This window comes from Novosphingobium mangrovisedimenti (genome assembly GCF_025153475.1).
Classification (GTDB): domain Bacteria; phylum Pseudomonadota; class Alphaproteobacteria; order Sphingomonadales; family Sphingomonadaceae; genus Novosphingobium; species Novosphingobium mangrovi_A.
On the sequence record NZ_JANZXA010000003.1, the window covers coordinates 237,529 to 263,021 of the forward strand.

Annotated in this window: 27 protein-coding genes; 7 read left to right on the forward strand and 20 right to left on the reverse strand. The window is 66.0% G+C overall.

Annotated elements, in window-relative coordinates; genetic code table 11:
• Window positions 1-32: 32 nt before the first annotated feature.
• Complete coding sequence (locus tag NZK81_RS06820) at window positions 33-626, reverse strand: thiamine phosphate synthase (protein ID WP_260045194.1); 594 nt, start codon at window positions 624-626, stop codon at window positions 33-35.
• Here NZK81_RS06820 and NZK81_RS06825 point away from each other — a divergent pair.
• Window positions 625-1,290 carry a YggS family pyridoxal phosphate-dependent enzyme gene (locus tag NZK81_RS06825; protein ID WP_260045196.1) on the forward strand — a complete coding sequence of 222 codons (666 nt, stop codon included), beginning with the start codon at window positions 625-627 and terminating at the stop codon, window positions 1,288-1,290. The two genes, NZK81_RS06820 and NZK81_RS06825, sit on opposite strands and share 2 nt — an antisense overlap.
• Window positions 1,291-1,293: 3 nt before the next feature.
• On the opposite strand, the gene pyk is transcribed toward NZK81_RS06825, so the two are convergent.
• Window positions 1,294-2,775: a pyruvate kinase gene (gene pyk, locus NZK81_RS06830; RefSeq protein ID WP_260045198.1), complete on the reverse strand. Its 1,482-nt coding sequence runs from the start codon at window positions 2,773-2,775 to the stop codon at window positions 1,294-1,296.
• 78 nt (window positions 2,776-2,853) lie between these two features.
• Here pyk and NZK81_RS06835 point away from each other — a divergent pair, with 78 nt between their 5' ends.
• Together NZK81_RS06835 and NZK81_RS06840 are read left to right on the forward strand one after the other, a co-directional pair.
• Window positions 2,854-3,165 carry a DUF1244 domain-containing protein gene (locus NZK81_RS06835; protein ID WP_260045200.1) on the forward strand — a complete coding sequence of 104 codons (312 nt, stop codon included), beginning with the start codon at window positions 2,854-2,856 and terminating at the stop codon, window positions 3,163-3,165.
• Between the two features lie 227 nt (window positions 3,166-3,392).
• Complete coding sequence (locus tag NZK81_RS06840; protein ID WP_260045203.1) at window positions 3,393-4,322, forward strand: hypothetical protein; 930 nt, start codon at window positions 3,393-3,395, stop codon at window positions 4,320-4,322.
• Between the two features lie 139 nt (window positions 4,323-4,461).
• Here the strand turns inward: NZK81_RS06840 and ruvB are convergent, their stop codons facing one another.
• The 3 genes from ruvB to ruvA are packed head-to-tail and all read right to left on the reverse strand — an operon-like array spanning window position 4,462 to window position 6,681.
• Window positions 4,462-5,517: a Holliday junction branch migration DNA helicase RuvB gene (gene ruvB, locus NZK81_RS06845; protein ID WP_260045205.1), complete on the reverse strand. Its 1,056-nt coding sequence runs from the start codon at window positions 5,515-5,517 to the stop codon at window positions 4,462-4,464.
• Window positions 5,514-6,059: a DsrE family protein gene (locus tag NZK81_RS06850; protein WP_260045207.1), complete on the reverse strand. Its 546-nt coding sequence runs from the start codon at window positions 6,057-6,059 to the stop codon at window positions 5,514-5,516. The genes ruvB and NZK81_RS06850 overlap by 4 nt, the downstream gene beginning before the upstream one ends.
• A gap of 16 nt (window positions 6,060-6,075) precedes the next feature.
• A complete protein-coding gene (ruvA, locus tag NZK81_RS06855; RefSeq protein ID WP_260045208.1) occupies window positions 6,076-6,681 on the reverse strand; it encodes a Holliday junction branch migration protein RuvA in 606 nt (201 codons plus the stop codon).
• 186 nt (window positions 6,682-6,867) lie between these two features.
• Between ruvA and NZK81_RS06860 the strand changes: the two genes are divergently transcribed.
• Window positions 6,868-8,283 carry a glycosyltransferase family protein gene (locus NZK81_RS06860; protein WP_260045345.1) on the forward strand — a complete coding sequence of 472 codons (1,416 nt, stop codon included), beginning with the start codon at window positions 6,868-6,870 and terminating at the stop codon, window positions 8,281-8,283.
• Between the two features lie 4 nt (window positions 8,284-8,287).
• On the opposite strand, the gene ruvC is transcribed toward NZK81_RS06860, so the two are convergent.
• The 11 genes from ruvC to NZK81_RS06910 all read right to left on the reverse strand — a co-directional run bounded on the left by ruvC (window position 8,288) and on the right by NZK81_RS06910 (window position 16,674).
• Window positions 8,288-8,764: a crossover junction endodeoxyribonuclease RuvC gene (gene ruvC / locus NZK81_RS06865; RefSeq protein WP_260045210.1), complete on the reverse strand. Its 477-nt coding sequence runs from the start codon at window positions 8,762-8,764 to the stop codon at window positions 8,288-8,290.
• Between the two features lie 9 nt (window positions 8,765-8,773).
• The gene (locus tag NZK81_RS06870) at window positions 8,774-9,517 is read right to left on the reverse strand and encodes a YebC/PmpR family DNA-binding transcriptional regulator (RefSeq protein ID WP_260045213.1); all 744 of its coding nucleotides are present in this window, start codon (window positions 9,515-9,517) and stop codon (window positions 8,774-8,776) included.
• A gap of 127 nt (window positions 9,518-9,644) precedes the next feature.
• Window positions 9,645-9,962 (reverse strand): heavy metal-binding domain-containing protein, encoded by a 318-nt coding sequence (locus NZK81_RS06875; RefSeq protein WP_260045215.1) that lies wholly within the window; start codon window positions 9,960-9,962, stop codon window positions 9,645-9,647.
• A 67-nt stretch (window positions 9,963-10,029) separates the two neighbouring features.
• Window positions 10,030-10,266: a DUF2312 domain-containing protein gene (locus tag NZK81_RS06880; RefSeq protein WP_007012906.1), complete on the reverse strand. Its 237-nt coding sequence runs from the start codon at window positions 10,264-10,266 to the stop codon at window positions 10,030-10,032.
• A gap of 312 nt (window positions 10,267-10,578) precedes the next feature.
• A complete protein-coding gene (arsH, locus tag NZK81_RS06885; RefSeq protein WP_260045222.1) occupies window positions 10,579-11,319 on the reverse strand; it encodes an arsenical resistance protein ArsH in 741 nt (246 codons plus the stop codon).
• 28 nt (window positions 11,320-11,347) lie between these two features.
• A complete protein-coding gene (gene arsB / locus NZK81_RS06890) occupies window positions 11,348-12,418 on the reverse strand; it encodes an ACR3 family arsenite efflux transporter (RefSeq protein WP_260045223.1) in 1,071 nt (356 codons plus the stop codon).
• Between the two features lie 22 nt (window positions 12,419-12,440).
• A complete protein-coding gene (gene arsC, locus NZK81_RS06895) occupies window positions 12,441-12,869 on the reverse strand; it encodes an arsenate reductase (glutaredoxin) (RefSeq protein WP_260045224.1) in 429 nt (142 codons plus the stop codon).
• A 50-nt stretch (window positions 12,870-12,919) separates the two neighbouring features.
• Entirely contained in the window at window positions 12,920-13,261 is a 342-nt protein-coding gene (locus NZK81_RS06900; RefSeq protein ID WP_260045225.1) for an ArsR/SmtB family transcription factor, read from the reverse strand.
• A 250-nt stretch (window positions 13,262-13,511) separates the two neighbouring features.
• Entirely contained in the window at window positions 13,512-13,799 is a 288-nt protein-coding gene (locus tag NZK81_RS21730; protein ID WP_419181660.1) for a barstar family protein, read from the reverse strand.
• A 116-nt stretch (window positions 13,800-13,915) separates the two neighbouring features.
• Window positions 13,916-14,890: a copper resistance protein B gene (locus NZK81_RS06905; protein WP_260045227.1), complete on the reverse strand. Its 975-nt coding sequence runs from the start codon at window positions 14,888-14,890 to the stop codon at window positions 13,916-13,918.
• Window positions 14,887-16,674, reverse strand: coding sequence for a copper resistance system multicopper oxidase (locus NZK81_RS06910; RefSeq protein WP_260045347.1), 1,788 nt, complete (start codon window positions 16,672-16,674; stop codon window positions 14,887-14,889). The genes NZK81_RS06905 and NZK81_RS06910 overlap by 4 nt, the downstream gene beginning before the upstream one ends.
• A 69-nt stretch (window positions 16,675-16,743) precedes the next feature.
• Here NZK81_RS06910 and NZK81_RS06915 point away from each other — a divergent pair, with 69 nt between their 5' ends.
• Window positions 16,744-17,019, forward strand: coding sequence for a metal-sensitive transcriptional regulator (locus tag NZK81_RS06915; RefSeq protein WP_260045228.1), 276 nt, complete (start codon window positions 16,744-16,746; stop codon window positions 17,017-17,019).
• Between the two features lie 90 nt (window positions 17,020-17,109).
• Here NZK81_RS06915 and acnA read toward each other — a convergent pair whose 3' ends face one another.
• Both acnA and NZK81_RS06925 read right to left on the reverse strand, forming a co-directional pair.
• Complete coding sequence (acnA, locus tag NZK81_RS06920; protein WP_260045229.1) at window positions 17,110-19,782, reverse strand: aconitate hydratase AcnA; 2,673 nt, start codon at window positions 19,780-19,782, stop codon at window positions 17,110-17,112.
• Between the two features lie 143 nt (window positions 19,783-19,925).
• Window positions 19,926-20,822, reverse strand: coding sequence for a DMT family transporter (locus NZK81_RS06925; RefSeq protein ID WP_260045231.1), 897 nt, complete (start codon window positions 20,820-20,822; stop codon window positions 19,926-19,928).
• A 169-nt stretch (window positions 20,823-20,991) separates the two neighbouring features.
• On the opposite strand from NZK81_RS06925, the gene NZK81_RS06930 reads away from it, so the two are divergent.
• Complete coding sequence (locus NZK81_RS06930) at window positions 20,992-22,422, forward strand: L,D-transpeptidase family protein (RefSeq protein WP_260045232.1); 1,431 nt, start codon at window positions 20,992-20,994, stop codon at window positions 22,420-22,422.
• A gap of 136 nt (window positions 22,423-22,558) precedes the next feature.
• Here the strand turns inward: NZK81_RS06930 and NZK81_RS06935 are convergent, their stop codons facing one another.
• Window positions 22,559-22,972: a hypothetical protein gene (locus tag NZK81_RS06935; protein WP_260045234.1), complete on the reverse strand. Its 414-nt coding sequence runs from the start codon at window positions 22,970-22,972 to the stop codon at window positions 22,559-22,561.
• A 212-nt stretch (window positions 22,973-23,184) separates the two neighbouring features.
• On the opposite strand from NZK81_RS06935, the gene NZK81_RS06940 reads away from it, so the two are divergent.
• Window positions 23,185-23,469, forward strand: coding sequence for a hypothetical protein (locus NZK81_RS06940; protein WP_260045236.1), 285 nt, complete (start codon window positions 23,185-23,187; stop codon window positions 23,467-23,469).
• A gap of 55 nt (window positions 23,470-23,524) precedes the next feature.
• On the opposite strand, the gene recQ is transcribed toward NZK81_RS06940, so the two are convergent.
• A complete protein-coding gene (gene recQ / locus NZK81_RS06945; RefSeq protein ID WP_260045238.1) occupies window positions 23,525-25,402 on the reverse strand; it encodes a DNA helicase RecQ in 1,878 nt (625 codons plus the stop codon).
• Between the last annotated feature and the right edge of the window lie 91 nt (window positions 25,403-25,493).

Sequence of the window (25,493 nt, forward strand, 5' to 3'; positions counted from 1 at the left end):
CTGCGGATAATGCGCCGAGCCGGGACTCCGCGTCAAGAATGAAGCGGGAACATGGCTGTGGGCCTTTCTGCAAGCCCTTGAATTGCAGCCCATTTGCTGGCGCCCATGCAGCGCGCGCGTTGCGCGGTCATGCCCCCCAGCGCGATCACTGGTACGCGTGAACGGATCGCCAGCAACCGAAAACGGACCGGTCCCAGCGTGCCCGCGCCGGGGTGCGAACGCGTTGCGAAGACGGGTGAGATCAGCACGGCATCGGCGCGCGCGTGGTGCGCTTTGGCCAGTTCGTGCAGCGAGTGGACCGTCGCTAGCCGCAACATGGCCGGGCCGCGCGCCAGTCTGTCCGGAGCGCCATAGGCGCCGCCGGCGTTCCAGCGCCGGGCTTCGCGCGCGGAGCCGGACAGCACGACGCAATGACCATGGCGCCGCGCCGTGCGGGCCAGTCGCGCGAAACGGGCGCGCCGTGCCTTGTCGTCCAGGTGGTAGTGGCGGAAGATCAGCCCGGACCCGCGCGGCAATCGGGCGAGTATGCGCTCCAGCGCTGCGTCGTTGCGCGCATCGCTTACGAGCCAGATGTCGGGAAGAGGCGGCTGGCGGTTCGGCACGCAATCGCTATAGCAGCGCCTCATGGATCAACCAGACCTTACCCCGCTTCAGGCTGTTCGCGCACGGATCGCCCGCGCCGCCACGATCGCCGGTCGCAAGGCCACGGACGTGGAACTCATCGCCATTTCGAAGACGCATCCGCCCGAGCGGATCATGCCGCTGATCGAGGAAGGCCAGCGCGTCTTCGGCGAAAATCGCGTTCAGGAAGCACAAGGCAAGTGGCCGGCGCTGGTCGAGGCGCATGCCGACGTGAAACTGCATCTGGTCGGCCAGCTGCAGTCGAACAAGGCCGAGGACGCGGTTCGCCTGTTCGACTGCATTCACTCGCTCGACCGCCCCTCGCTGGTCTCGGCGCTGGGCAAGGCGATGGACAAGGCAGGCAGGCAGGTGCCGTGCTTCGTGCAGGTCAATATCGGCGAGGAAGAACAGAAGGGCGGCTGCGCGATCGCGGACGTGCCCGCGCTGCTTGCCTCGGCGCGCGAGGCGCAGATCCCGGTCATCGGCCTGATGTGCGTCCCGCCGGCCGGGATCGAGTCCGCGCCGTTCTTCGCGCTGCTCGCGAAGATCGCCGCCGACAACGGGCTCGACCAGCTCAGCATGGGCATGAGCGACGATTTCGAGACTGCGGTCATGCTCGGCGCGACGCACGTGCGCGTGGGGTCCGCACTGTTCGGGGCGCGGGACTAGGCCTTACTTCGGCGTTTTCAGCTCGTTGCCCGAAAGGGTGACGACGTGAAGCAGGTTTGTCGACCCCGGCACGCCGAACGGAACGCCGGCGAGCGTCACCAGCCGGGACCCGGCAGCGCCGAAGCCATGGCGCAGCGCCATGCGCTTGCCCTTGGCGATCATCTCCTCGAAGCTGCCGATGTCCTTGGTCAGCACCGTGTGCGCGCCCCACAGCAGGGCGCCACGGCGAGCGGTCTTGATCGACGGGGTGAGCACCAGCATCGGCGCGGCGGGCCGTTCGCGGGCCACGCGCCGGGCCGAACTGCCAGAGCCGGTGAAGATGATGATGCCCTCGATCGGCAGGGTATCGGCAATCGTCGCGCAGGAGGCCGACAGCGCATCGGCGGTCGTGGCATCGGGCGGCGTCTCGGCGATATGGATGCGCTCATGGTAGGTCGAATCGCTTTCGACCTGGGTGGCGATGCGGTCCATGATCGTTACCGCTTCGACCGGCCACTGGCCCGCAGCCGTTTCCGCCGAGAGCATTACTGCATCGGCGCCGTCGTAGACGGCATTGGCAACGTCCGAGACTTCGGCGCGCGTCGGCGTGGGGCTGGTGATCATCGATTCGAGCATCTGCGTCGCGACGACCACCGGCTTGCCGCAGGCACGGGTCTTTTCGATGATGTGCTTCTGGATCGGCGGGACTTCCTCGGGCAGCAGCTCGACGCCGAGGTCGCCGCGCGCGACCATGATGCCGTCGGACAGCTCGATGATCTCATCGAGGCTCTGCACTGCGGCGGGTTTTTCGATCTTGGCCATGAGCGCGCCGTATCCGCCCATCAGCCGCCGCGCTTCCGCCACGTCCTCGGGCCGCTGGACGAAGGACAGGCCGATCCAGTCCGCCCCTTCCGAGATCGCGAAGGACAAGTCGCGCCGGTCCTTTTCGGTCAGCGCGGGCACGGGAATGATGGCATCGGGCACGTTGACGCCCTTGCGGTCGGAAATCGTACCGCCCACTTCGGCAGTGCACAGGATCTTGTCCTTTTCCGGCCGGATCACCACGAAGCGCAGCTTGCCGTCGTCGATCAGCAGGCGCTGGCCCTTCTCGAGAATGCCGAACAGTTCGGAATGGGGCAGGCAGACACGGTTCTCGTCGCCGGGCGTGGGGTCGCTGTCGAGCGTGAAGTGGGCGCCGTGGCGGATGAAGGCCTTGCCATCCTTGAAGGTGCCGACGCGCAGCTTGGGGCCTTGCAGGTCGCACAGGATCGCCACCGGGCGCATCAGGTCCTTTTCGACCGCGCGGATATTGGCGATGGTCTCGCGGTGGGTTTCGTGGTCCCCGTGGCTCATGTTGACACGGAAGGCGTCGGCGCCGGACTTGAGCAGCTTGGCGATGGTTTCCCGGTCGCGGCTGGCGGGACCGAGCGTGGCGAGTATCTTGACCTTGCGCGCGCGCTTGATTCCGCGGTGATGGGGCGAGCGACGATTTGAGGGATGGACCACGTTTTAGCATGCCTTTTTGGGAGACAGGGGCCCATATGGCAAAGCAATGCTTACAAACCAAGGACGATTGGCAGGGAAATGACTGACAGCGATACGATAGACACGTTGGACGATGCCGTGGCCGCAGCCGCTTTCCGCCGCTTGGTGCGCCATCTGCAGAAACGCCACGATGCCCAGAACATCGAGCTGATGGGGCTGGCCGGTTTCTGCCGCAATTGTCTGGCGGACTGGATACGCGATGCCGGCTTCGAGGGCGACAAGATGGAAGCCCGTGCGGTCATCCACGGCATGCCCTTCGCCGAATGGAAGGACAAGTATCAGAGCGAGGCGACCCCGGAGCAGATGGAGCGGATGGAGGAGAGCCTGAAGAAGAACGGCGGCGAGCACTGATCCACGGCGCTGTGGGCGCCCGTTTGCCGAGGGCTGGGCGGCCTTGCCTGACAGGCGCTTAGGGTAACGCTTTCGCCTGCCTGTTCCCGGTTGCGGGACAAAGGGCGACGTGCCGATCGCCGCCCTCCACATCGGGCGCCGTCCCCAGGCGCCCGCCCCATGTGCCCGGTTCAGGCGGAAGCCGCCTTCAGGCGGCCTTCCGGCGTGCGATACGGCGGCGGCCGACGATGGTCGCGGCCGCGGCGCCGAACAGGATGAGCATGGGCGGCGCGGGCACGTCGGTGCCGCCCGTGCTGGACGAGGTCGAGGAACTCGATGACGAGCTGGACGAAGACGACGAGCTCGACGAGGAGGAACTGCTGCCGCCCGAACTGGTCGACGTCGAGGAACCCGAGGAGGAAGAGCTCGACGAAGAGGACGAGCCGCTGCTGCTGGAGCCGCCCGAAGTCGTTCCGCCCGACGAACTGGACGACGAGCTCGACGAAGACGATGAGCTCGACGAGGAACTGGACGACGACGAACTGGACGTGCTGCTGCCGCCCGAACTGGTAGAGGTCGTGGAGGTCACGCCCCCGGTGGAAGTCGAGGTCGATCCACCCGAGGTGGAGGTCGAGCCGCCCGAAGTCGAGGTCGAAGTCGAACCGCCGCTGGTGGTCGAACTGATCACGACGTTACCGCCGCTCGAACCGCCGCCGAAGAAACCGCCGAAGAAACCGCCGCCGAAGCCGCCGATCGGGCCGCCGCCGATAACCACCGGCGTGCCGCCGCCGCCCGAAATGACCTGCGGCGGGGCGGGCGGGATGTACGGCGGGGGAAGCGGAACCATCGCCATCTGCGGCTGCTCGCAGCAGGTGCGCTTGATGATCTTGCGCACACGCTTGGTCTGGCGCGGCTTCGCCTTCTTGATGATGCGCTTCACCGGCTTGGCGGTCTTCGCCATCTTGAGCTTGTGGTACTCAGTGGTCGCCGATTGCGTTTCCGCCACGTGGACGGCGCCGCCACCAATGATGGCGCAGCCTGCCGCGCAGGCAGACAATTTTGCGAGGGCCATCCGAACCGACATAAGTAATGCTCTCTTTGTTTCCGTCTGGAAATTCCGGCCCCGTGGGAAGGGTCCGGGCATTCCATCTGACAGAAACAACGCAGAGTCCGGTTAACGGGACAACGGCGTTAACCCTGATTTGTCCGTCCCGATGTGAGAAATCGGGTTAACTGACAGCCCTTACCGGCTGGCTGTACCAAAACGGGACCGCTTTGAGGTTGTTCGTGAACCCCGGCGGCCCGGTTCCGCCATTGTCAGGCTTGTTCGTCCGGCTTTTTCGAATCGAACAGATCGCCGTCCGATGCCATCGGCGATCCGGTAGGGGGCGACAGCCCGAGGTGCTTCCAGCCCCGTTCGTTGAGGCACCGTCCGCGTGCGGTGCGGGCCACGAGGCCCAGCTGGATCAGGTAGGGTTCGATCACTTCCTCGATGGTGTCGCGCGGTTCGGACAGCCCCGCCGCGAGGGTTTCGACGCCGACCGGGCCGCCTTTGTAGATGTCGGCGATCATTCGCAGGTAGCGGCGGTCCTGCGCATCGAGGCCGATTGAATCGACTTCCAGGCGGGTGAGTGAATCGTCGGCAATCTCCCGCGTGATCACGTCGCTGCCGCGGACATGGGCGAAGTCGCGCACGCGCCGCATCAGCCGCCCCGCAACACGCGGGGTGCCGCGCGAACGGCGGGCGATCTCGGTCGCGCCATCCTTGTCGATGCCGATGCCCAGCAGGTTCGCGCCGCGCGTGACGACATGTTCCAGCTCGGGCACCGTGTAGAACTGCAGTCGCACCGGAATGCCGAAGCGGTCGCGCAACGGCGTCTGCAGCAGGCCCTGCCGGGTGGTCGCCCCGATCAGGGTGAAGGGCGGCAGGTCGATCCGTACCGAACGCGCCGAAGGGCCTTCGCCGATGATGAGGTCGAGCGCGCGGTCCTCCATCGCCGGGTAGAGCACTTCCTCGACAACGGGATTGAGGCGATGGATCTCGTCGATGAACAGCACGTCGCCATGTTCGAGATTGGTGAGCAGCGCGGCCAGATCGCCGGCCTTGGCGATTACCGGGCCCGAAGTGGCGCGAAAGCCCACGCCCAGCTCGCGCGCGACGATCTGCGCCAGTGTCGTCTTGCCAAGGCCCGGAGGCCCGAAGAACAGTACGTGGTCCATCGCCTCGCGCCGTGACTTGGCGGATTCGATGAACACCTGCAGGTTGTCCTTGGCGCCCGCCTGCCCGACGAATTCGGAGAGTGTCTTGGGACGCAGCGCCGCATCGGCGTCTTCGGCCTGGCGCGAGGAGGAGAGGATGGGGTTGTCGGTCACGGGATGAGGACGTAGCCCTGCTGCTGGAGCTGCGCAAAGGCGTTCATCGCGGAAAGCGACAGCTTCACGCCGGGCAAAAGGTCGCTCTTGGCAATGCCGTTGGCTTCAGCGCTCTGCCCGCACAGATAGATGGTGACGCCGTGGGCCAGCAGCTGTTCGACCAGTGGCGCGCTGGCATTGGCGTTGTCGGGATCATGCCGGGCATAGGTGGCCGCGTTGGTCAGGTTCCATGTCGCCTTGCCGTGAACGACAAGCACGACGTGGATGTTCTCTTCCGGCACGCCGGCCGCCACGTTCATGTTGATGAAACGCGCCACCGAATTGAATGTGCGAACGACCTCGTCCGGTCCGGCGCCGTTCTTGGCGTCGAAGATAACCTTTAACTGCGTGTCGGCCGGGATCGGCAGATCGCTGTCGATTTTCGCCACCTTGCCATAGTCGGTGAAGACCGGGCCGGCGGTGAAGGCGGGCATGTCCTGTGCCAGTGCCGGTGTTCCCGACAGGATGGTTGCCGCGAGAATGGCCTTGGTGATGGTGCGCATCGTTTCTTGCTCCCTGCTATCCGGCTGCCTTCTTGAGCGCCACGCGCACAAGGTCGTTCAAGCCTGCATCCTCGCCCAGTTCGTCGATTGCATGGGCGACGGCGGCGCTGGCGATCGCGGGTTTGAAGCCGAGGTTCTGGAGGGCAGAGACGGCGTCGGCGCTTGCCTTGCCCGGAGCGGCTGCCGGAGCGCTTCCCGGTGTGGCCGGCACGGTTGCCATGCCGCCGGCCTTGTCCTTCAATTCGTTGACGATGCGCCCTGCGAGCTTGGGCCCCACGCCGTTTGCACGCGCGACCATGGCCGCATCGCCGCCGGCGCAGGCACGCTGCAGTTCCTCGGTCGTGAGCGCCGAGAGGATGGCGAGCGCCACCTTGGAGCCGACGCCCTGCACGGCCGTGAGCAGCCGAAACCAGTCGCGCTCGGCGCCGCTGGCAAAGCCGATCAGGCGCACGTCGTTTTCGGACACCTGCATTTCGGTGAAGATCGTTGCCCGGTCTCCACGCACGCCCATCGTATCCAACGTGCGGGCCGAACAGTGGACGAGGTAGCCGACGCCCGAAACATCGATTACCGCCCAATCGGCGCCGAAATCGTCGAGAGTGCCGGTCAGCTTTGCGATCATGGTTTGTTCTATGGCACAGGCGGGAGTCGGGCAAAAGGGGCCAAACGCGCCTCGTCCACTGGCGTGAGCCCGAGCGAAAGTGACAGCGATGCTTGCGGCCTCTAGTATGTTGCCATGCACGGGGTTTCGCCGAAACGGGTTCGTGAGCGCCTGACGAGGGGTTGGATCGCGGCCGTCGTTGCGGCTGTGTTGGCCGGGCTGATCCTGCGCGTCGCCGGCTTTTCGCTTTACGACATCGGTTATTCGGACGAGCTGATGCAGTATCTGGAGCAGGCCAACCGGCTTGTTACCGGACATGGCATAGTGCCCTGGGAAAGCCGGGAGGGCTTGCGCAATGCCCTGATCCCGCAGCTCCTCGTTCCCGCTGCAGCACTTGGCCATTGGCTGGCGCCCGGCACGCTGCTGCATGTCGGGCTGGTGCGGGCCTGGTTTCTGGCGCTTACCCTGATCGCGCTTCCCGGGGCATGGAAGCTGGGCGTGCTTCATTCGCGGGCAGCGGGGCTGGTCGCGCTCACGGTCGTGGCGGTCTGGTGGGAGAGCGTGCTGTTCAGCGAGTTCATGCTCTCCGAAAGCCTTGGCGCGGCGCTGATGCTCGGGGGGGCGGCACTGTTGCTCGATTCGAGGTCATCCCGGCGGCGCTTGGCTATTGCCGGTCTGTTGATCGGTTTCGCCGTGCTGGTGCGGTTGCAATATGCGGTGTTCGCCGGGGTTCTGGTGATCGCCGCCTTGCGCCTCGATTGGCAGCGCTGGGGGCCGGTCGTCCTTGGCGGGCTGTGCGCGCTGGCATTGGGGGCGCTGAGCGATCTGGCCGGCGGACTGGTCCCGTTCTCGTGGGCCGTGGTGACGGTGAAGATGAACCTTGGCGATGGCATTGCTGCGCGTTTCGGCACTTTGCCGGCGGATGCCTACCTGCAGATGCTTGTCCGCCACTTGTTCCCCTTTGCCCTGCCGATTGGTCTGGGCGCGCTCTTTGCCGGTGCGCGCTATCGGCCGCTGTTGCTGGCGGCTCTGGCCAACCTGCTGGTGCACAGCCTGATCGCGCACAAGGAATACCGTTTCGTCTGGCTGACCGTTCTGAGCCTGCTGGTCCTGGCGGCGTTGGCGTCGGTGCGGATCGCGGAATATTATGCGGCGCGCCGGGGTTCGGCGGGCCCGCTAACGCTTCCTGCAGTGCTGGTCATATGCGGTGCCTGGGCGATGGCATCCGCGTGGTCGTCGCATGTGACGGGCGGTGCGGGCGCCTATCGTGGCGGCGGGGCGGTCGCGCAGATGGCAGACAGCGCCGCGCGTGATCCGGCGATTTGCGGCGTGGCCGTGCCGTTCGAATACAAGAGCCACGTGGTGACAGCGCTTCTGGCGAATCCGAAGCCGCTGGCGCTCATTCCCGAAGGCGTGATGGACGGTAAGGCATCGCTGCCGTTCGGGGTCGTGACATCCGCCAATGCCCTGCTGCTGCGGCGCGATGCGCAAGTGCCGGCGGGATACCACCGGATCGCCTGTGCAGAGGGTCGCGACTTCCCTTGTCTCTTCGAGCGAGAGGGGCAGTGCCGGCCTGATCCGCGGTACAGCTATCAGCAGATGATCGCCCGCGCCGGGCTCTAGGCGGTCAGCGGTGACTGCCCAGCATGTTGGCGTGGGTGATTGCCACGGCCAGCGCGTCTGAAGCATCCTCGCCGGCCAGTTTCACGCCGGGCAGCAGGACCTTGAGCATGGCCTGGATCTGCTTCTTGTCGGCGCCGCCGGTGCCGACCAGCGCTTTCTTGACGACCTTGGTCGGATATTCCGCCACGGGCAGGCCGGCCCGGGCGATGCTGAGCATGGCGACGCCGCGTGCCTGGCCGAGCTTGAGCGTCGACTGCGGGTTCACGTTGACGAAGACTTCCTCCACCGCGCCGGCGTCGGGACGGTGGTGGAGGATCACGTCGGTCAGCGCCGCGTCGAGTTCGACCAGTCGCTCGGCCATGCACGCCTTGGCATCGGTGCGGATCTGCCCGTTGGCCACATGGCTGAGGCGGCTGCCGCTCTTGGCGACCACGCCCCAGCCGGTGCAGGTGAGGCCGGGGTCGAGGCCGATGATGATCATGGGCCGGGCTTAGCCCAGCTTCTCCATGACCTCGTCCGAGATCTCGTAGTTGCCCCAGACGGTCTGCACGTCGTCGTCGTCGTCGAGCGTGTCGACCAGCTTGAGCAGGGTGCTGGCGGTGCCTTCGTCGACATCGACCTTCAGGCTCGGGCGCCAGGCCAGCTTCACGCCTTCGGCCTCGCCCAGCACCTTTTCGAGTTCGCTTGCCACTTCGTGCAGGTTCTCGACCTGGGTCCAGATCGCGTGGCTCTCGTCGTCGCTTTCGACGTCGTCGGCGCCGGCCTCGATCGCGGCTTCGAGGACTTTCTCCTCATCGCCCGCGCTGCCGGGGTACTCGATCAGGCCAAGGCGTTCGAAGCCGTGGCTCACCGCGCCCGACGAACCGAGGTTGCCGCCGTTCTTGGCAAAGGCAGTGCGCACGTTGGTGGCGGTGCGGTTGCGGTTGTCGGTCAGCGCCTCGACGATGATGGCCACGCCGCCCGGGCCATAGCCCTCGTAGCGCACTTCCTCGTAGTTCTCGGAATCGCCCTTGGTCGCCTTGTCGATGGCGCGCTGGATGTTGTCCTTGGGCATCGACTGCGCCTTGGCGGCGTTGACCGCGGCGCGCAGGCGCGGGTTCATGTCCGGATCGGGCATGCCCATCTTGGCCGCGACGGTGATTTCGCGCGAGAGCTTGCTGAACTGTGCCGAGCGCTTTTTGTCCTGCGCACCCTTGCGGTGCATGATGTTCTTGAATTTGGAATGGCCTGCCATGGGGTCCGCTCGTTGTCTGCCCGCCGCCTGTACAGTGCCGGTGAGCAGCAATGCCGGGGCGAGTCCGTTGGAAATAGGGTCGCGCGCCCTTACAACACGGACCGGGCCGAGGGCAACCGCCCCGGGCCTAGACGACGACGGCGGTGCCCGAGCAGCTCACCATCAGCATCGAGCCGCCCTGGCCGAGCACTTCGTAGTCGAGGTCGACGCCGATCACGGCATTGGCGCCGCGCCTGGCGGCCTCGGCTTCCACTTCGGCCAGTGCTTCCTCGCGGGCGCGCTGGAGCACCTGTTCGTACTTGCCCGAACGGCCGCCGACGATGTCGGTGATCGAGGCGAACAGGTCGCGGAAGATATTGGCGCCGACGATCACCTCTCCGGTGACGATGCCCTTGTATTCGCGGACCGGGCGGCCTTCGACGCCTGGGGTGGTGGTGACGATCATGGCAGGCTCTCCTCGTTTCCGGCCCGGTTTCTAGCGCAAGCCGGAAGCGAGGTCACCCGCAGCGCGATCAGTCGATGCCGAGCGCTGCCTTGTAGGTGTCGAGAATCATGTCCATTTCGCGGCGGTCGTCGGGCTTCATCTTCCGCAGGCGCACGATCTGGCGCATGATCTTGACGTCATAGCCGACCGCCTTGGCCTCGTTGTAGACGTCGCGGATGTCGTCCGAGATGCCCTTCTTCTCTTCCTCAAGGCGCTCCACGCGCTCGATGAGAAGGCGCAGGCGATCGTCGGTGGTTTCGGCCATGGGGTATGTGCTCCGGTCGGAAGGTGGTGAATCGGTTGGCGGCGCTGATAGCCGGGGGCGGGGATTCGGGCAAAGCCGCAGCTGTGGAAAGTGCGGCAAGCCGGAAGGGACCGTGCGGGTATTTCACGAAGTTTGCCCACTCGGGCTGTGGCGAGTTTTCAGGAAATCCTTGTTCTGCAATGCGTTGTCCGCGCGCGAACTTCACATCGGTGAAGTTGCGGCGGCGCATGGGGATCAACGGTTCAAGGAGCGCGGCCGGAGGAAAGCCGCACGCAGTGTGACAGGTGCGCCGCGCGTAGGAAAACCCGTTCCTCAGCCTTTCGCGATGCCGGCCGCGTCCGCGGGGGTATCGACGGGTTCGTCCCGGTCCTTGCGCTCCGAATAGCGGTCCACCAGTTGCGCGGTGTGCGGGCGCAGCAGGACGGTGAGGCGCACCAGCTCCTCCATGACATCGACGATCCGGTCATAGTAGCTCGACGGTTTCATCCGTCCGGCATCGTCGAATTCCTCATAGGCCCTGGCGACCGAGGACTGGTTGGGGATGGTGAACATGCGCATCCAGCGGCCGAGCTGGCGCAGCGTGTTGACCGTGTTGAAGCTCTGCGAGCCGGCCGAGACCTGCATCACCGCCAGCGTGCGTCCCTGCGTCGGGCGCAGCCCCTTGTAGGCCAGCGGCAGGTGATCGATCTGCATCTTCATGATGCCGGTGATCTGGCCGTGCCGCTCGGGGCTGCACCAGACCTGCCCCTCGGACCAGAGCGAATGTTCGCGCAGCTCGTGGACGGCGGGATGATCGTCGCCCGCAACCTGATCGGGCAGGGGCAGGTCGCAAGGGTCGAAAATGCGGGTTTCGCAGCCGAAGAGCTGCAGCAGGCGTGCGGCCTCTTCGACCGCCAGCCGCGAATAGGACCGCTCCCGAAGCGAACCGTAGAGCAGCAGGATGCGCGGCGGCGGGTCGCTTTCGCCCAGGCCCAGCGCCGGGCGGCGATGGACATATTCGGGCCGCAGGGCCGGCAGGTGATCGGGGTCGGCAAGGGCGCGCAGGCGGGACATCGACGGGCTTTCGTTCGGCAGAGGGGCGTCAGGCCGCGGGGAAGCTGGCGCGGGTGCGATTGGCAAAGGCGACCAGCGAGAGCATGACCGGCACTTCCACCAGCACGCCCACCACGGTGGCCAGCGCCGCGCCGCTCGAAAGGCCGAACAGGCCGATGGCGACCGCAACGGCCAGTTCGAAGAAATTGGAGGTGCCGATCAGCGCGCAGGGCGCGGCGATATTGTGCGGAACCTTCCACGCCTTTGCCGCGGCATAGGCCACGGCGAAGATGCCGTAGGACTGGATCACGATCGGAATCGCGATCAGCACGATCAGCAGCGGGTTCGACACGATGGTGCCTGCCTGAAAGGCGAAGAGCAGCACCACCGTCGCCAGCAGGCCGATGATCGACCACGGCTTGAGCCGGGCGGTGAAGGCATCGACCGAGGTTTCATCGCCGCCGTGGCGGGCGATCACGCGCCGCCGGGTGAAGGCCCCCGCCACCAGCGGGATCACGACATAGAGCGCGACCGACAGCAGCAGCGTTTCCCACGGCACGACGATGTCGGTCACGCCGAGCAGCAGCGCGACGATGGGCGCGAAGGCGACGATCATCACCAGATCGTTCACCGAAACCTGCACCAGCGTATAGGCCGGATCGCCCCGGGTCAGCTGCGACCAGACGAAGACCATCGCGGTGCAGGGAGCGGCGCCCAGCAGGATCAGCCCGGCGATGTACTGATCGGCCTCGCCCGGCGCCATGAAGCCGGCATAGAGATGGCCGAAGAACAGCACCGCCAGCGCGGCCATGGTGAAGGGCTTGACCAGCCAGTTCACCACCAGGGTGATGACCAGCCCCTTGGGCCTGCGGCCGATGTCGCGCACGCTGGCGAAATCGACGCCCACCATCATCGGGTAGATCATCGCCCAGATCAGCACCGCCACGACCAGATTGACCGAGGCATATTCGAGGCTCGCCAGCACGCCGACCGAACCGGGCGCGGCCAGGCCGAGCGCGATCCCGGCAAGGATCGCCAGCAGCACCCAGAGCGAGAGATAGCGCTCGAACACGCCCAGCGGCGAGGCGGCATGGCCGGATGCGGCCGATTGCTGCGACATGGTGTTTCCTGCCTTTTCTGCGTCAGCCGATACGCTGGCCAGCGGCATCGACCACCGCCTCGCCATCTTCCTTGGCGAAGGCGCCGCGCTGCTCGGCCGGGATCAGGTCGAGCACTTCCTCGGACGGGCGGCACAGCTTCACGCCCAGCGGCGAGACGACCAGCGGCCGGTTGATCAGGATCGGATGCGCCATCATCGCATCGATCAGCTGCGCGTCGGTCAGCGCGGGATCGTCCAGCCCGAGTTCGGCGTAAGGCGTACCCTTTTCGCGCAGGAGCGCGCGCGGGGTGATCCTCGCTCGCGCGATCAGGCTTTCGAGCTGGGCGCGCGCGGGCGGCGTCTTGAGATATTCGATCACGTGCGGTTCGATCCCGGCGTTGCGGATCATGGCGAGCGCGTTGCGCGAGGTGCCGCATTCGGGATTGTGATAGATGACGATGTCGGTGCTCATTCCCAGTCCTTCACCTTGGCGCGCGCCCTTTCGCGGTGCGGAAAATCGTTTCAGGGCCTGCAGGCCGTGATTTCGAGGATGTCCGCGCAGACGAGCGGATCGCCCTGGCAGCAATCCTCCATCAGGAAGGCCAGAAGGCGGCGCATCCCGCCAAAGTCGGCGCGATAGCGGATGACGCGGCTCTCGCGCTCAGACGTGGCCAGCCCAGCGCGTTCGAGATTGGCGAGGTGGTGCGACAGGGTCGAAGGCGGAACGGAGAGCTTCTGCGCGATCTCGCCCGCCATCAGCCCATCCGCGCCGGCTTGCACGAGCATGCGGAAGACCGACAGCCGCGTGTCGTGCGCCAATGCCTGCAGCGCGCCGACTGCCCAGTCCTGAGGTGATGCCGTCATGCCTGCCCCTTTCGTGAGGACACCTGCATAGCTGCGGCCTTCTGGCTGTCAATCCATAATTCGAGAAATATCGAAATATAAGCCGGGAGCGAACGTCGGGGAGTGTCATCCACCCGGCCCGTCATCCCGGTGAAGGCTGGATTGCTGACGGCAGCCTGCTTTGACATTTGAATCTTGAAATGCGGCCATGGCTGCTTGCGGTGAGGGTGAGCCAGGGTCTCGATGGCAGAAATGTCGGGGAGAGCGGACGTCAGGCCAGATCAATGTACGCCTCTCGTGTAGTCGCCTTTCGACCCTCGCCAAAAAGGGCCTGAACCTCTCGCAGGAATGCCCGCAATTCCTCGTCGACGTTTCCAGCGTGATGAACGACTATTCGGAAGGGCGGTTCGACTTCATTGATGTCGCCTCCAAAAACACTGTCATCAAGTGCATCCAGATTGTGCCCGTGCCATGAGGGAGCCCCCAAGTTGGCCAGAAGGGCATTGTAGAAGTCAGCGGGCTGCTGCCATCCTATTGCGTCGAGGTCTATCTCCAACATGCGAGCAGTTTAGCAGCGGCCTCTATGTCTGGTAAGTCGGTGTATCCGGTCAGTCCGCTATCAGCGGCAAACTCGAAATGGTGGACAGATGGCCCATCCGGAGCGCGCCCGGCTTTCTAGAACCACATCCTGATCCCGGCCACGAGGCTGGTCCGGCTTGTGCTGTCGCCCGCGGCCCTTGCGTAGTCCGCGCTGCCGCCCGCGCGCCATTCGTGTTCCACGCCGATGTAAGGCGCGAACTCGCGGGCGATCTCGTAGCGCAGGCGCAGGCCCAGTTCGGCCTTGTCGAGGCCTGAGCCCACGCCCAGTTCGGGAATGTCCTGCGCGGAGAGAGTGACTTCGGCACGCGGCTGCAGGATCAGGCGCTGCGTCACGCGCTGGTCCAGCTCCGCCTCGATCCGGGCGGTGACGTCGCCCTTGTTCGAGACGAAGGCGGCGGCGTCGATTTCGAAGCGGTAGGGGGCGAGGCCCTGTATGCCGATGACCGCGTGGGTCCGGTCGGGCCCGGCGAAATCGTGCCGGACGCCGGCCTGCAGGTCGAACCACGGTCCGATCGCATGGCTCCATAGCGCCTGCCCTTCGGCCTGTTCGGGCTTCCCGCCGAAGGCGCCTTCGCCCTCGCTCTTGATCCAGAGCTTGTCGACGTCGCCGCCGTACCAGCCCTGCGCGTCCCACAGGTAGCCATCGGTGCCCTTGTGCGCGCGGTATTCGAGGCGGTCCACCATCGCTTTCGAGAGCATCATGGCGCCCATTCCGCGGGCCAGCGCCGCGCGGGAGGCCTTCATCGCATCGGCGCCCCAGATCGCGTCCGCCGCGCGCGCGGGGCCGCTGCCGGCTTCGGGCGGCGGCGCGGTCTCGCTCGACGGTGCGGATGTTCCGGCGGCCGGCATCGGCATCGTCATCGTGTGGGGCATGGCGTGGCCGGCGTGGGGATCGCTGGCCGGCGTTGCGGTTTCGTGGTGGTGTGGCTGGTCCTCCGCCTGTGCCCCGGGCGCCGATGCCGGTTCGGCCATCGGCATGTCGTGCCCGGTGTGCTGGGCCCATGCGGGCTGCGCCAGCACGAGAGCGGGAAGGGCGAGCAGGATCTTCATGCCGCGTCCTCCGCCGGGGGCACCACGGTGACGATCTGGAACATCCCCGCGTGCATGTGGTAGAGCAGGTGGCAGTGAAAGGCCCAGTCGCCCGGTTCGTTTGCGGTGAGGTCGAACTGCGCGCTGCCGCCGGGCTGGACGATCACCGTGTGCTTGCGCGGCCGGTGCGTTCCCCCGGCCCCGTTCACCAGTTCGAAGAAGTGCCCGTGCAGGTGGATCGGGTGGGCCATCATGGTGTCGTTGACGAGCCGCACGCGGACCCGCTCGTTGTTGGCGAAACGGATCGGCTCGTCGCTTACCGCCGAGAATTTCTTCCCGTCGAACGACCACATGTAGCGCTCCATGTTGCCCGTCAGGTGCAGTTCGAGCAGGCGCGAGGGCACGCGGGTGTCGGGATTGGGCTCCAGCGCGACGAGCTTGCGGTAGTCGAGCGTGCGGTGGGCGACCTTGTCGAGGCCGATGCCCGGATCGCCCATGCGGTCCACCGGGCTCATCGAGACCATGTCGATGCCCGGCCCGACGCTTACGTCGGGCGGGAGCAGAGACGTGTCGCGCATGGACATGCCGGACATGTCCATGCCGCCGCCCTCATCCATCTTCATGGCGCCTTCGGACGGGGAGTCCATGGCCATGCCGTCGTGGTCCATTGCACCGTGGTTCATGCCCCCATGGTTCATGCCCCCATGGTTCATGCCCATGTCGGCCATCGTCAGCAGCGGCGGATCGCGCAGCGGTGGCACGGTCGCCCGCGCGCCGGGGTGCGAGGCGAGCGTGGCCAGCGCCATGCCCGAGCGATCCATCGCCTCGGCCACGATGCTGTAGGCGGGGCTCTGGCCGGGCTCGACGATCACGTCGTAGGTTTCGGCCACGCCGATCTGGAATTCGTCGACCTCGACCGGCCGCACGTTCTGCCCGTCCGCCGCGACCACCGTCATCGGCAGGCCCGGAATGCGCAGGTTGAAGAACGTCATCGCCGATCCGTTGATGATGCGCAGGCGTATCCGCTCGCCGGGCTGGAACAGGTATTCCATGCCCTCCAGCGGCCCGCGCCCGTTGGCGAGATAGGTATAGGTGGAGCCGGTGACGTCCGAGATGTCGGTGGGCATCATCCGCATCCGCGCCCACATCCGCCGCTGCGCGCCGGTCAGCGGGTAGCGGTCGGTCCAGGTTGGGACCTGGTAGTTGAAGTAGTGCTCGCCCTTCTTGAGCTTCTCGAAGATCGTGTGCGGATGCATCGGCGTGAACTCGCTGAGCAGCAGCACGTAGTCGCGATCGGCCGCGACCGGATCGGTGCCGGCAGGATCGATCACCAGGGGGCCGTAGTGGCCGGTCTGCTCCTGCAGCCCCGAATGGCTGTGCCACCAGTAGGTGCCCGCCTGCCGGACCGGGAAGGTCGCGGTGAAATGGCCGCCGGCCGGGATGCCGGGGAAACTCACGCCGGGCACGCCGTCCATCTGGAAGGGCACCAGCAGCCCGTGCCAGTGGATAGAGGTTTCGGCATCGAGCGTATTGCGGATGTTGAGCGTCGCGGTCTGGCCTTCGCGAAGCCGCACCAGCGGCCCCGGCACGGTTCCGTTGACGGCGGTGGCGTGGCCGCGCCGGCCCTGCACGATGCTGGGGCCCCGTCCGATGGTCAGGTCGATCACGGCGCCGCCGACCTCGTCGAAGCCGGGGCGTATGGCGCTGTCGTGCAGGCTTGCGCCCTGCGCCCAGCGGGGCACGGCGAAGGCCGTTCCCGCAAGGGCCAATCCGCCGAGAATGCCGCGCCTGTCCAGTTCCACGATTCACCTGCTTGAAACGATCCTGCTACTGCGTGCATAATATACCCCTATAGGGTATTTCAAGGAGCAATCATGAGCGAGGAATCGCGCAAGGCGACGGTGAACCGGCTGCGCCGGATCGAGGGGCAGGTGCGCGGGCTGGCGCAGATGGTCGAGGACCAGCGCTACTGCATCGACATCCTGCACCAGATCCAGGCGGTGAAATCGGCGCTCGGCAAGGTCGAGAGCGCGGTTCTCAAGGACCATGCCGCCTGCTGCGTGGCCGAGGCGATCCATTCGGGCGACGCGGCTGAGCAACGCCAGAAGTTCAGCGAACTGGTCGAGCTGTTCGAGAAGGTGAAGCGCTGAGCTACCGCGGAGGCGGGGACTTCCGATAACGAAAAACCCCGCCCCGCGCGAGGCGGGACGGGGCTTTTCAGACCGTCAGGCTGGAGCGGCTTACGCGGCCAGCTTGCGCAGCACGTACTGCAGGATGCCGCCGTTCATGAAGTACTCGACTTCGTTGGCGGTATCGATGCGGCACAGTGCGGTGAAGGTGAACGTCGAGCCGTCACCCTTGGTCACTTCGACTTCGACATCCTGACGCGGCTTGAGATCGGCCACGCCCTTGATGGTGAAGGCGCAATCGCCGTCGAGGCCCAGGCTCTGGCGGGTATCGCCGTCCTTGAACTGCAGCGGCAGCACGCCCATGCCGACGAGGTTCGAGCGGTGGATGCGCTCGAAGCTTTCTACGATCACGGCGCGAACGCCCAGCAGGTTGGTGCCCTTGGCCGCCCAGTCACGGCTGGAGCCGGTGCCGTATTCCTTGCCGGCCACGACCACCAGCGGGGTGCCCTGTTCCTTGTACTTCACCGCCACGTCGTAGACCGGCATGGTCTCGCCGCCGAAGCTGGAGAAGCCGCCTTCGGTGCCGGGGACCATCTCGTTCTTGATGCGGATGTTGGCGAAGGTGCCGCGCATCATCACTTCGTGGTGGCCACGGCGCGAGCCGTAGGAGTTGAAGTCCGCCTTGGCGACCTGATGCTCCATCAGCCACTGGCCCGCCGGGCTGTCGGCCTTGATCGAGCCGGCCGGGCTGATGTGGTCGGTGGTGACCGAATCGCCCAGGATCAGCAGCGGCTTGGCCTCGATGATGTCGGACACCGGAGCCGGGGTCATTTCCATGCCGTCGAAGTAGGGCGGATTGGCGACGTAGGTCGAACCGGCGCGCCACTGGTAGGTGTCGGAGCCGACGACGTTGATTGCCTGCCAGTGCTCGTCGCCCTTGTAGACGTCGGCATAGCGGGCCTGGAACATCGCGCGGTCGACGCAGGCGTTCATGGTCGAGGACACTTCCTCGTTGGTCGGCCAGATGTCCTTGAGGAACACGTCCTGGCCGTCCTTGCTCTTGCCGATCGGGGTGGTGGTGAAGTCTTCCACCACGGTGCCCTTCAGCGCGTAGGCGACGACCAGCGGCGGCGATGCCAGGAAGTTGGCGCGCACGTCGGGCGAGACGCGGCCTTCGAAGTTGCGGTTGCCCGAGATGACCGCCGAGGCGACCAGGTCGTTCTCGTTGATCGCCTTCGACAGCGGCTCCGCGAGCGGGCCCGAGTTGCCGATGCAGGTGGTGCAGCCGTAGCCGACGAGGTTGAAGCCGACGTTGTCGAGGTGCGACTGAAGGCCGGCCTTCTCGAGGTAGTCGGTGACGACCTGCGAGCCCGGTGCCAGCGAGGTCTTGACCCAGGGCTTGGGCTTGAGGCCGAATTCGTCGGCCTTCTTGGCGACGAGACCGGCAGCGACCAGAACCGAGGGGTTCGAGGTGTTGGTGCACGAGGTGATCGCGGCGATCATCACGTCACCGTCGGTCAGCTCGTAGTCGGCGCCGGCAACCGGAACCGACTTGATCTCGCGCTTGTAGAGATCGGCCATGTCCTTGTTGAACACGTCGTCGACCTGGGTGAGGACGACCTTGTCCTGCGGGCGCTTGGGGCCGGCGAGCGAGGGAACGACGGTCGAGAGGTCGAGTTCGAGCGTGGAGGAGAACACCGGCTCGGGGTTCGACGGGTCCATCCAGAAGCCCTGCTCCTTGGCATAGGCTTCGACCAGCGCGATCTGGTCTTCCTCGCGGCCGGTGAGGCGCAGGTAGTCGAGCGTCTTGTCGTCGATGCCGAAGAAGCCGCAGGTGGCGCCGTATTCCGGAGCCATGTTGGCGAGCGTCGCGCGGTCGGCAAGGCTCAGCGTGGCAAGGCCCTCGCCGTAGTATTCGACGAACTTGCCGACCACGCCGTGCTTGCGCAGCAGGTTGGTGCAGGTCAGCACGAGGTCGGTGGCGGTGACGCCTTCCACGAGCTTGCCGGTGAACTTGAAGCCGACGACTTCGGGGATCAGCATCGAGACCGGCTGGCCGAGCATCGCGGCTTCCGCCTCGATGCCGCCGACGCCCCAGCCCAGCACACCCAGGCCATTGACCATGGTGGTGTGGCTGTCGGTGCCGACGCAGGTGTCGGGATAGGCGACCAGTTCACCGTTCTGGTCCTTGTCGGTCCACACGGTCTGGGCGATGTTTTCGAGGTTCACCTGGTGGCAGATGCCGGTGCCCGGGGGGACCGCGTAGAAGTTGGCGAGCGACTTGGAACCCCACTTGAGGAAGTCGTAGCGCTCCATGTTGCGCTGGTACTCGATCTCCATGTTGTGCTGGAAAGCGACCGGCGTGCCGAACTCGTCGACCATGACCGAGTGGTCGATCACGAGGTTCACGGGAACCTGCGGGTTGATCTTGCTGGTATCGCCGCCCAGCGCCTTGATGCCGTCACGCATGGCGGCAAGGTCGACGACGCAGGGAACGCCGGTGAAGTCCTGCAGCAGCACGCGGGCCGGGCGGTACTGGATTTCCGCGCCGGTGACGGGGTTCTTCTGCCAGTCGGCAACCGCCTGCACGTGGTCGGTGGAAACGGTGAAACCGCCGTCCTCGAAGCGGAGCATGTTCTCGAGCAGCACCTTCATCGAGAAGGGCAGGCGCGAAACGTCGCCGATCTTTTCAGCCGCTTTCTTGAACGAGTAGTAGGCGACGGTCTTGCCGCCGACCGTCATGGTGCTGCGGGTGCCGAGCGTATCCTGTCCGACCTGAGTCATGGTGGGCAATTTCCCCTTCTTTGTGGAGCTTGCCACCCTGCCCGGCGGTCCTTGGCGATGCCTGGCCGTGCTGCAGTGCGACAAGCGGATTCGTCGGCCCCGCCGATGCGCGCTAAGGGGCCTCAGGTCAAGGGGGCGCGGGCCTAGACCATGGTCTGGGGGCGGGGCATTCGTGTTGCGATCCAGCATCCGATCACGATCAGGGCGGCCCCGGCGACGGTCGCGGGCTCGACATGTTCGCCGAACATCAGCCACCCGAACAGCGCCGCCCAGAGGAAGCCGGTGTACTCGATCGGCACCAGCACCTGCGCCTCGGCGCGGGCATAGCCCCAGGACAGGAACAGCAGCGCGGCGGTGGCAAAAACCGCTCCGCCCAGGATCAGGCGCAGGCTCTCCGGGTCGGGCCAGAGGGCGAACCACGGTGAAAAAACAAGGAAAATCAGGGATACGATGCCGCTCTGGAACAGTGCGATCTCGACCGGGCCGGCTAGGAGCGCCTGCTTGCGCTGGAACACCAGGTTGGCCGCGTAGAACATCGCCGAGCACAGGATCGCGACCGTGCCCTTGATCGTCTCGAGCGAGAAAGTGCCCGTCCCGAAACGCCCGGCGCCAATCACCAGCACGCCGACGACGCCCAGGACCGAGGCGGCGATTGCCTGCGGACGAATTTTTTCACCAAGCATCACCGCCGCGAAATAAAGTGCCACGATCGGCGCGATGAACGAAATCGCGATTCCTTCGGCCAGCGGGACTCGCACGAGGCCATAGAAGAACAGCACCGCCATCATTGCCGTGATGGCCGAGCGCTGGGCATGGACGGCCAGGACCGCGCGGCTGGGCAGCGGGCGTCCGGCGGCCAGCCACAGCGGAATCGTGATGAGCGTGCCGAAGACATTGCGCAGCAGCAGCGCGCTGAAAACGCCGACCGCGATCGACGCACCCTTGAGCATCGCGTCCATGGCACTGAATGTCGCGATTCCGGCGATCACGGACAGCATGGGCAGGTAACCCGCTGGAGATTCGGAGGAAGACGCGCGCATTACGGCTCTGCGCATCGCCCCATGCGCATTTATGCGCAAGCAATTCATCGCAGCGACAGCACGAATCGTTGATGAGGGGCGGAGAAGGGGGCTAATTGGCGCGGCGACCACGGAACATCGCCGTTCGCGATGCGTTCCCAGTGGCAGACAGTGTGGCAGGTTTTCTAGAATGACGAGCTTCAAGCGTTTCGGTCCCGGCCTCGTGTCGGCGTTCACCGCCCTGAGCCTGACGGCGCAGCCGGTGCTGGCGCAGACGATCCGGACCGAGATGCCGGAGAATATCCTGCCGCCGTCGATCGAGCCGACGCCGCAACTGCAGCCCCGGCCCGAGCCACGGCAGGCGCCGTCCGCGGTCGCGACGCAGGCGCCGGCGGCAGGGACGGTTCCCGCCGTCTCGCAGCCGGTGGTCCAGCCGCTGTTCCTTGCCGAGCCGGTCATGTCCTGGTCGCTGGTCGATGCGCAGGCGCTGCTTTCCACCATCGAGCAGATCGGCACCGAAGGCCTTCTTCCCGCCGACTATCAGCCCGACGCGCTCAGAGCCGCGATCGCCGCCGGTGAGGGCGATGCGCTCGACACGCAGGCGAGCCGGGTCTTCGCCTGGCTGATCGAGGACCTGCGCGACGGGCGCACGCCGATGAGCGCGCGGGTACAGTGGTTCGCGGTCGATCCCGATCAGGACACGATGCCGACCGCGCAGATCATGGCGCAGGCGCTCTCCGATCACGACGTGCCCGGCGTGGTCGACAAGCTCGCGCCGACCGTGCCCGACTATGCCGCGCTCAAGGACGCGCTGGCCGAAACCCCGGTGGACGACGAGGCGCGCCGCGCGCTCATCCGCGTCAACATGGACCGCTGGCGCTGGCTCGCCCGCGATCTGGGCGACGTCTACCTGCTGACCAACGTGCCCGAATACCAGCTGCGCCTGACGGTGAAGAACAAGATCATCCGCACCTATCGCACGGTCGTCGGCAAGCCGGGCCGGACGGCCACGCCGCAACTGGCCGAAAAGGTCACCGGTGTGGTCTTCAATCCGACCTGGACGGTGCCGCAGTCGATCGTGAAGGGCGAGGGGCTCGGCGCCAAGGTGCTCGCCAATCCGAACTGGGCGCGGGCGCGTGGCTACAAGGCCACGCGGGGGGCGGACGGCACGATCTACGTCGTCCAGCAGCCGGGCCCCGGCAACTCGCTGGGGCTGATGAAGATCGACATGCCCAACCCGCACGCGATCTACCTGCACGACACACCGTCGAAGCAGTACTTCGATCACTCGGTGCGCGCCTACAGCCACGGCTGTATTCGCACCGAGCGTGCGGTCGAACTGGGCATGACCATGGCGATCCTGGGCGCGCAGATGCCGGCCGAGGAAGCCGCCGACATTTCCCGGTCGGGCAAGTACACCAAGGTCGAGATGACCCGGTCCTTCCCGGTCTACCTCACCTATTTCACCCTGGCGCGCTCGATCGACGGGCAGCTCGAACAGTTCGACGACCTCTACGGCCGCGACGCGCCGGTGCTCGAAAGCTTCACCCAGCCGCGCGAACTCAAGACCACGCAGCGCGCCAGCGACGAAGAGATCATCCGGCTCGACAATCCGCTCTGAGGGTGGACTAAGCGGACGTAGCCTTGTCCTCCCTGTACCGGGGAGGACAAGAGGCCGGTAATGTCTGTGCGTCCCGATAGGTGAGCTTTTCATTAAGATTTTGGAAAATATAGATTTATTAAATTCAGCGGTCAGGCTATTCATTAGCGCTAAAGGCCTCAATCCTGACGATATGTTGGGGCGGGGAGATTGTCTGGCCCGAGACGATAACCCGAAGCGCGGCTGTAGATGGTGCACCGTCGGATGCCGGTTCAACGGCGTCGCTGATTGCGAAGGCTGCCCATCGCTTGGTGCAAGCGACAGTTGCTAAACCGGCTGAATCTACAGGCACGAACTCGCGGGCTTGAGCATCAAACCAGAATTTTGGGCCATTTGAGGCGCTCCAATTCGCGTTCGAAAGATCGTTCGCATGGGCGCATCTGTCGAACACCGCCTCAAAATATGCTTCTTTTGCGGTATCCCAGTAGGGTTTGGTGACGAGGCCGACGAAAAAAGAGATCAAGATCGTTCCAACAGCGGCGGTGAATTTTCGAGATGGTTTGTATGCCATCAGCCCCAGCCTCCCGATTGAATTGGCCGACGATAGATGCGCTGACGTTTGCCTGTGTCAACGTCCGCTGCCTGCACGGCTGCGGGGGGCACGCCGCCTTTGGGCACTACGCCGGCAACGCATCGGCGATTGCCGGGGCCGGGGGCTTGCGCGCGATCCGGGGGAGGCCCACGTTGAGGCCTGCCCCCCCCGATCAATCCAGAGGACCCGCCATGACCGACAAATCCGCAAGCCGCATCGAAGAAGCGACGTCGCGGGTCATCGAGCTCGAGGCGGAGCTGGAGGCTGCGGGCAGCGCCACGACGGAAGAGACTGCGCTGGCCAGGGCCAGGGAGACCCTGCATTCCTGGGTCGACAGCGTCACGGCGGTTGTCGCCACGCCGGGCGTGGGGCGCGTCGTGCTGATGCACGAAAACGGCACCGAATCGCGCATCGCCTCGCCCGACCTGCCGTTCAAGCTGGCGGTGCCGGTGAACTTCACCAGGCGCGAGGGGTAACGCCCCATTTGAAAGTCCGCCGGGTGAAACCGGACGTCACGTCGGACCGATCCGCTCAGAACTGCCGGATCACGTGGAGGAATTCCTCGCCGTAGGTATCCAGCTTGCGCGCGCCGACGCCGCCGATTTCGCCCAGTGCGGCCAGCGAGGAGGGGCGTGCCTGCGCCATTTCGCGCAAGGTGGAATCGTGGAAAATGACGTAGGGCGGCACGCCCGCGTCCTTCGCCAGATCACGGCGCAACTCGCGCAGGGCGTCGAACAGCGGGTCGCCGACCGGGTTGGCGCCGCCGTCCGCATTGCCCCGGCGACGGCGTTCCTTCTTGGGCGGGCGCACGATCATCATGCTGGCCTCGCCCTTCAGGATCGTGCGGGCATCGCCGCCCAGCGCCAGCCCGCCATGGTCGGTGGGCACGAGGCTGCCACGCGCCTGCAGCGCGCGCGATACGGCCTTGAGCAGGGGCTTTTCCTCATCGCGCAGGATGCCGAAGACCGAGAGCTGGTCGTGCCCGCGCTGCAGCACCCGGTCATCGCTCACGCCCGCGAGCACTTTTTCCAGATGGCCGAGGCCATAGCTCTGCCCGGTGCGGTAGACTGCCGAGAGCAGCTTCTGCGCGATCGTGGTGGCATCGATCACGTCTGCCGGTTCGAGGCAGTTGTCGCAATTGCCGCACCTGGCGGGCGGCTCCTCGCCGAAGTGGCGTAGCAGCACGGCGCGGCGGCACTCGGCGGTCTCGACCAGCCCTGCCAGCGATTCGAGGCGCTGGCGTTCGCTCTGCTGGCGGTGCTCCTCGACTTCGGAGAGGCGCTGGCGGGCGCGGGCGAAATCGTCGGCGCCCCAGAACATCACCGCCACCGAAGGATCGCCGTCGCGCCCGGCGCGGCCGGTTTCCTGGTAGTAGGCCTCGATCGACTTGGGGATGCCGGCGTGGGCGACGAAGCGCACGTCGGGTTTGTCGATGCCCATGCCGAAGGCGACGGTGGCGACCATCACCATGTCCTCGCTGGCGACGAAGGCGGCCTGGTTGCGCGCGCGCACGTCCGGCGAGAGTCCGGCGTGGTAGGGCAGCACGCGCCGGCCGGTGGCCGAGGCGAGTTTTTCGGCCAGCTGCTCGACGCGCGCGCGGGTGGGCGCATAGACGATGCCGGGGCCGGGGTTCTCGTCGAGCACGGCCTTGATCTGGTGCATCGCGCTTTCGCGCGGGCGGATGGCGTAGCGGATGTTGGGGCGGTCGAACCCGGCGACGATCAGCCCGTCCTCGGCAATGCCGAGCTGGGCGAGGATGTCGGTGCGGGTGTGGTGATCGGCCGTCGCGGTCAGCGCGAGGCGCGGGACGTGCGGGAAGGCATCGAGCAGCGGCCTCAGCAGGCGGTAGTCGGGCCGGAAATCGTGGCCCCATTCCGAAACGCAGTGCGCCTCGTCGATGGCGAACAGGGCGATCCGCGCGCGGCTGAGGAGTTCGCGGAAATGCGGCTGGCTGGCGCGCTCGGGCGCGACGTAGAGCAGGTCCAGCTCACCGGCGCGGAAGCGGTCCATGGTCTCGCCGCGGTTCTCGTCGGCACTGGTCAGCGTGGCGGCGCGGATGCCGTTGGCAGTCGCCGAGCGCAACTGGTCATGCATCAGCGCGATCAGCGGCGAGACGACCACGCAAGTGCCGGGCAGCAGCACGGCGGGAAGCTGGTAGGTCAGCGACTTGCCCGCGCCGGTGGGCATGACCGCCAGCGTCGACTGCCCGTGGAGCACGCGCTCGACCACCCGGTCCTGCACGCCGCGAAAGCCGGGAAAGCCGAAGACATCGTGCAGCGCCTGTGAGACGGCTTCGGGCGAGGGCGGCTCGGCCGGAGTCTGGTCGATGTCGGGCGCGTATGCATCGAGCATGTCCGCGTCCGGTTCGCCGTAGAAAGTCGTCTCGAAAGGCCAGTCGTCGTCGTTCACGGGCGCGTTATGGCAGAGCCCGGGAGTGCAGGCAAAGCCCCGGGCGCCGTGAAACTTCGTTCATCCGCAACAAGTGTACGGATGCGGCGGG

What these genes read in the sequence shown, in the direction of transcription:
- NZK81_RS06825 (WP_260045196.1), top strand. Translation starts at nt 625, where the DNA reads ATGGATCAACCAGACCTTACCCCGCTTCAGGCTGTTCGCGCACGGATC.
- NZK81_RS06820 (WP_260045194.1), bottom strand. Translation starts at nt 626, where the DNA reads ATGAGGCGCTGCTATAGCGATTGCGTGCCGAACCGCCAGCCGCCTCTT.
- NZK81_RS06835 (WP_260045200.1), top strand. Translation starts at nt 2,854, where the DNA reads ATGACTGACAGCGATACGATAGACACGTTGGACGATGCCGTGGCCGCA.
- NZK81_RS06840 (WP_260045203.1), top strand. Translation starts at nt 3,393, where the DNA reads ATGGTCGCGGCCGCGGCGCCGAACAGGATGAGCATGGGCGGCGCGGGC.
- NZK81_RS06850 (WP_260045207.1), bottom strand. Translation starts at nt 6,059, where the DNA reads ATGCGCACCATCACCAAGGCCATTCTCGCGGCAACCATCCTGTCGGGA.
- ruvA (WP_260045208.1), bottom strand. Translation starts at nt 6,681, where the DNA reads ATGATCGCAAAGCTGACCGGCACTCTCGACGATTTCGGCGCCGATTGG.
- ruvC (WP_260045210.1), bottom strand. Translation starts at nt 8,764, where the DNA reads ATGATCATCATCGGCCTCGACCCCGGCCTCACCTGCACCGGCTGGGGC.
- NZK81_RS06870 (WP_260045213.1), bottom strand. Translation starts at nt 9,517, where the DNA reads ATGGCAGGCCATTCCAAATTCAAGAACATCATGCACCGCAAGGGTGCG.
- NZK81_RS06875 (WP_260045215.1), bottom strand. Translation starts at nt 9,962, where the DNA reads ATGATCGTCACCACCACCCCAGGCGTCGAAGGCCGCCCGGTCCGCGAA.
- NZK81_RS06880 (WP_007012906.1), bottom strand. Translation starts at nt 10,266, where the DNA reads ATGGCCGAAACCACCGACGATCGCCTGCGCCTTCTCATCGAGCGCGTG.
- arsH (WP_260045222.1), bottom strand. Translation starts at nt 11,319, where the DNA reads ATGTCCCGCCTGCGCGCCCTTGCCGACCCCGATCACCTGCCGGCCCTG.
- arsB (WP_260045223.1), bottom strand. Translation starts at nt 12,418, where the DNA reads ATGTCGCAGCAATCGGCCGCATCCGGCCATGCCGCCTCGCCGCTGGGC.
- arsC (WP_260045224.1), bottom strand. Translation starts at nt 12,869, where the DNA reads ATGAGCACCGACATCGTCATCTATCACAATCCCGAATGCGGCACCTCG.
- NZK81_RS06900 (WP_260045225.1), bottom strand. Translation starts at nt 13,261, where the DNA reads ATGACGGCATCACCTCAGGACTGGGCAGTCGGCGCGCTGCAGGCATTG.
- NZK81_RS21730 (WP_419181660.1), bottom strand. Translation starts at nt 13,799, where the DNA reads ATGTTGGAGATAGACCTCGACGCAATAGGATGGCAGCAGCCCGCTGAC.
- NZK81_RS06905 (WP_260045227.1), bottom strand. Translation starts at nt 14,890, where the DNA reads ATGAAGATCCTGCTCGCCCTTCCCGCTCTCGTGCTGGCGCAGCCCGCA.
- NZK81_RS06915 (WP_260045228.1), top strand. Translation starts at nt 16,744, where the DNA reads ATGAGCGAGGAATCGCGCAAGGCGACGGTGAACCGGCTGCGCCGGATC.
- acnA (WP_260045229.1), bottom strand. Translation starts at nt 19,782, where the DNA reads ATGACTCAGGTCGGACAGGATACGCTCGGCACCCGCAGCACCATGACG.
- NZK81_RS06925 (WP_260045231.1), bottom strand. Translation starts at nt 20,822, where the DNA reads ATGCGCGCGTCTTCCTCCGAATCTCCAGCGGGTTACCTGCCCATGCTG.
- NZK81_RS06930 (WP_260045232.1), top strand. Translation starts at nt 20,992, where the DNA reads ATGACGAGCTTCAAGCGTTTCGGTCCCGGCCTCGTGTCGGCGTTCACC.
- NZK81_RS06935 (WP_260045234.1), bottom strand. Translation starts at nt 22,972, where the DNA reads ATGGCATACAAACCATCTCGAAAATTCACCGCCGCTGTTGGAACGATC.
- NZK81_RS06940 (WP_260045236.1), top strand. Translation starts at nt 23,185, where the DNA reads ATGACCGACAAATCCGCAAGCCGCATCGAAGAAGCGACGTCGCGGGTC.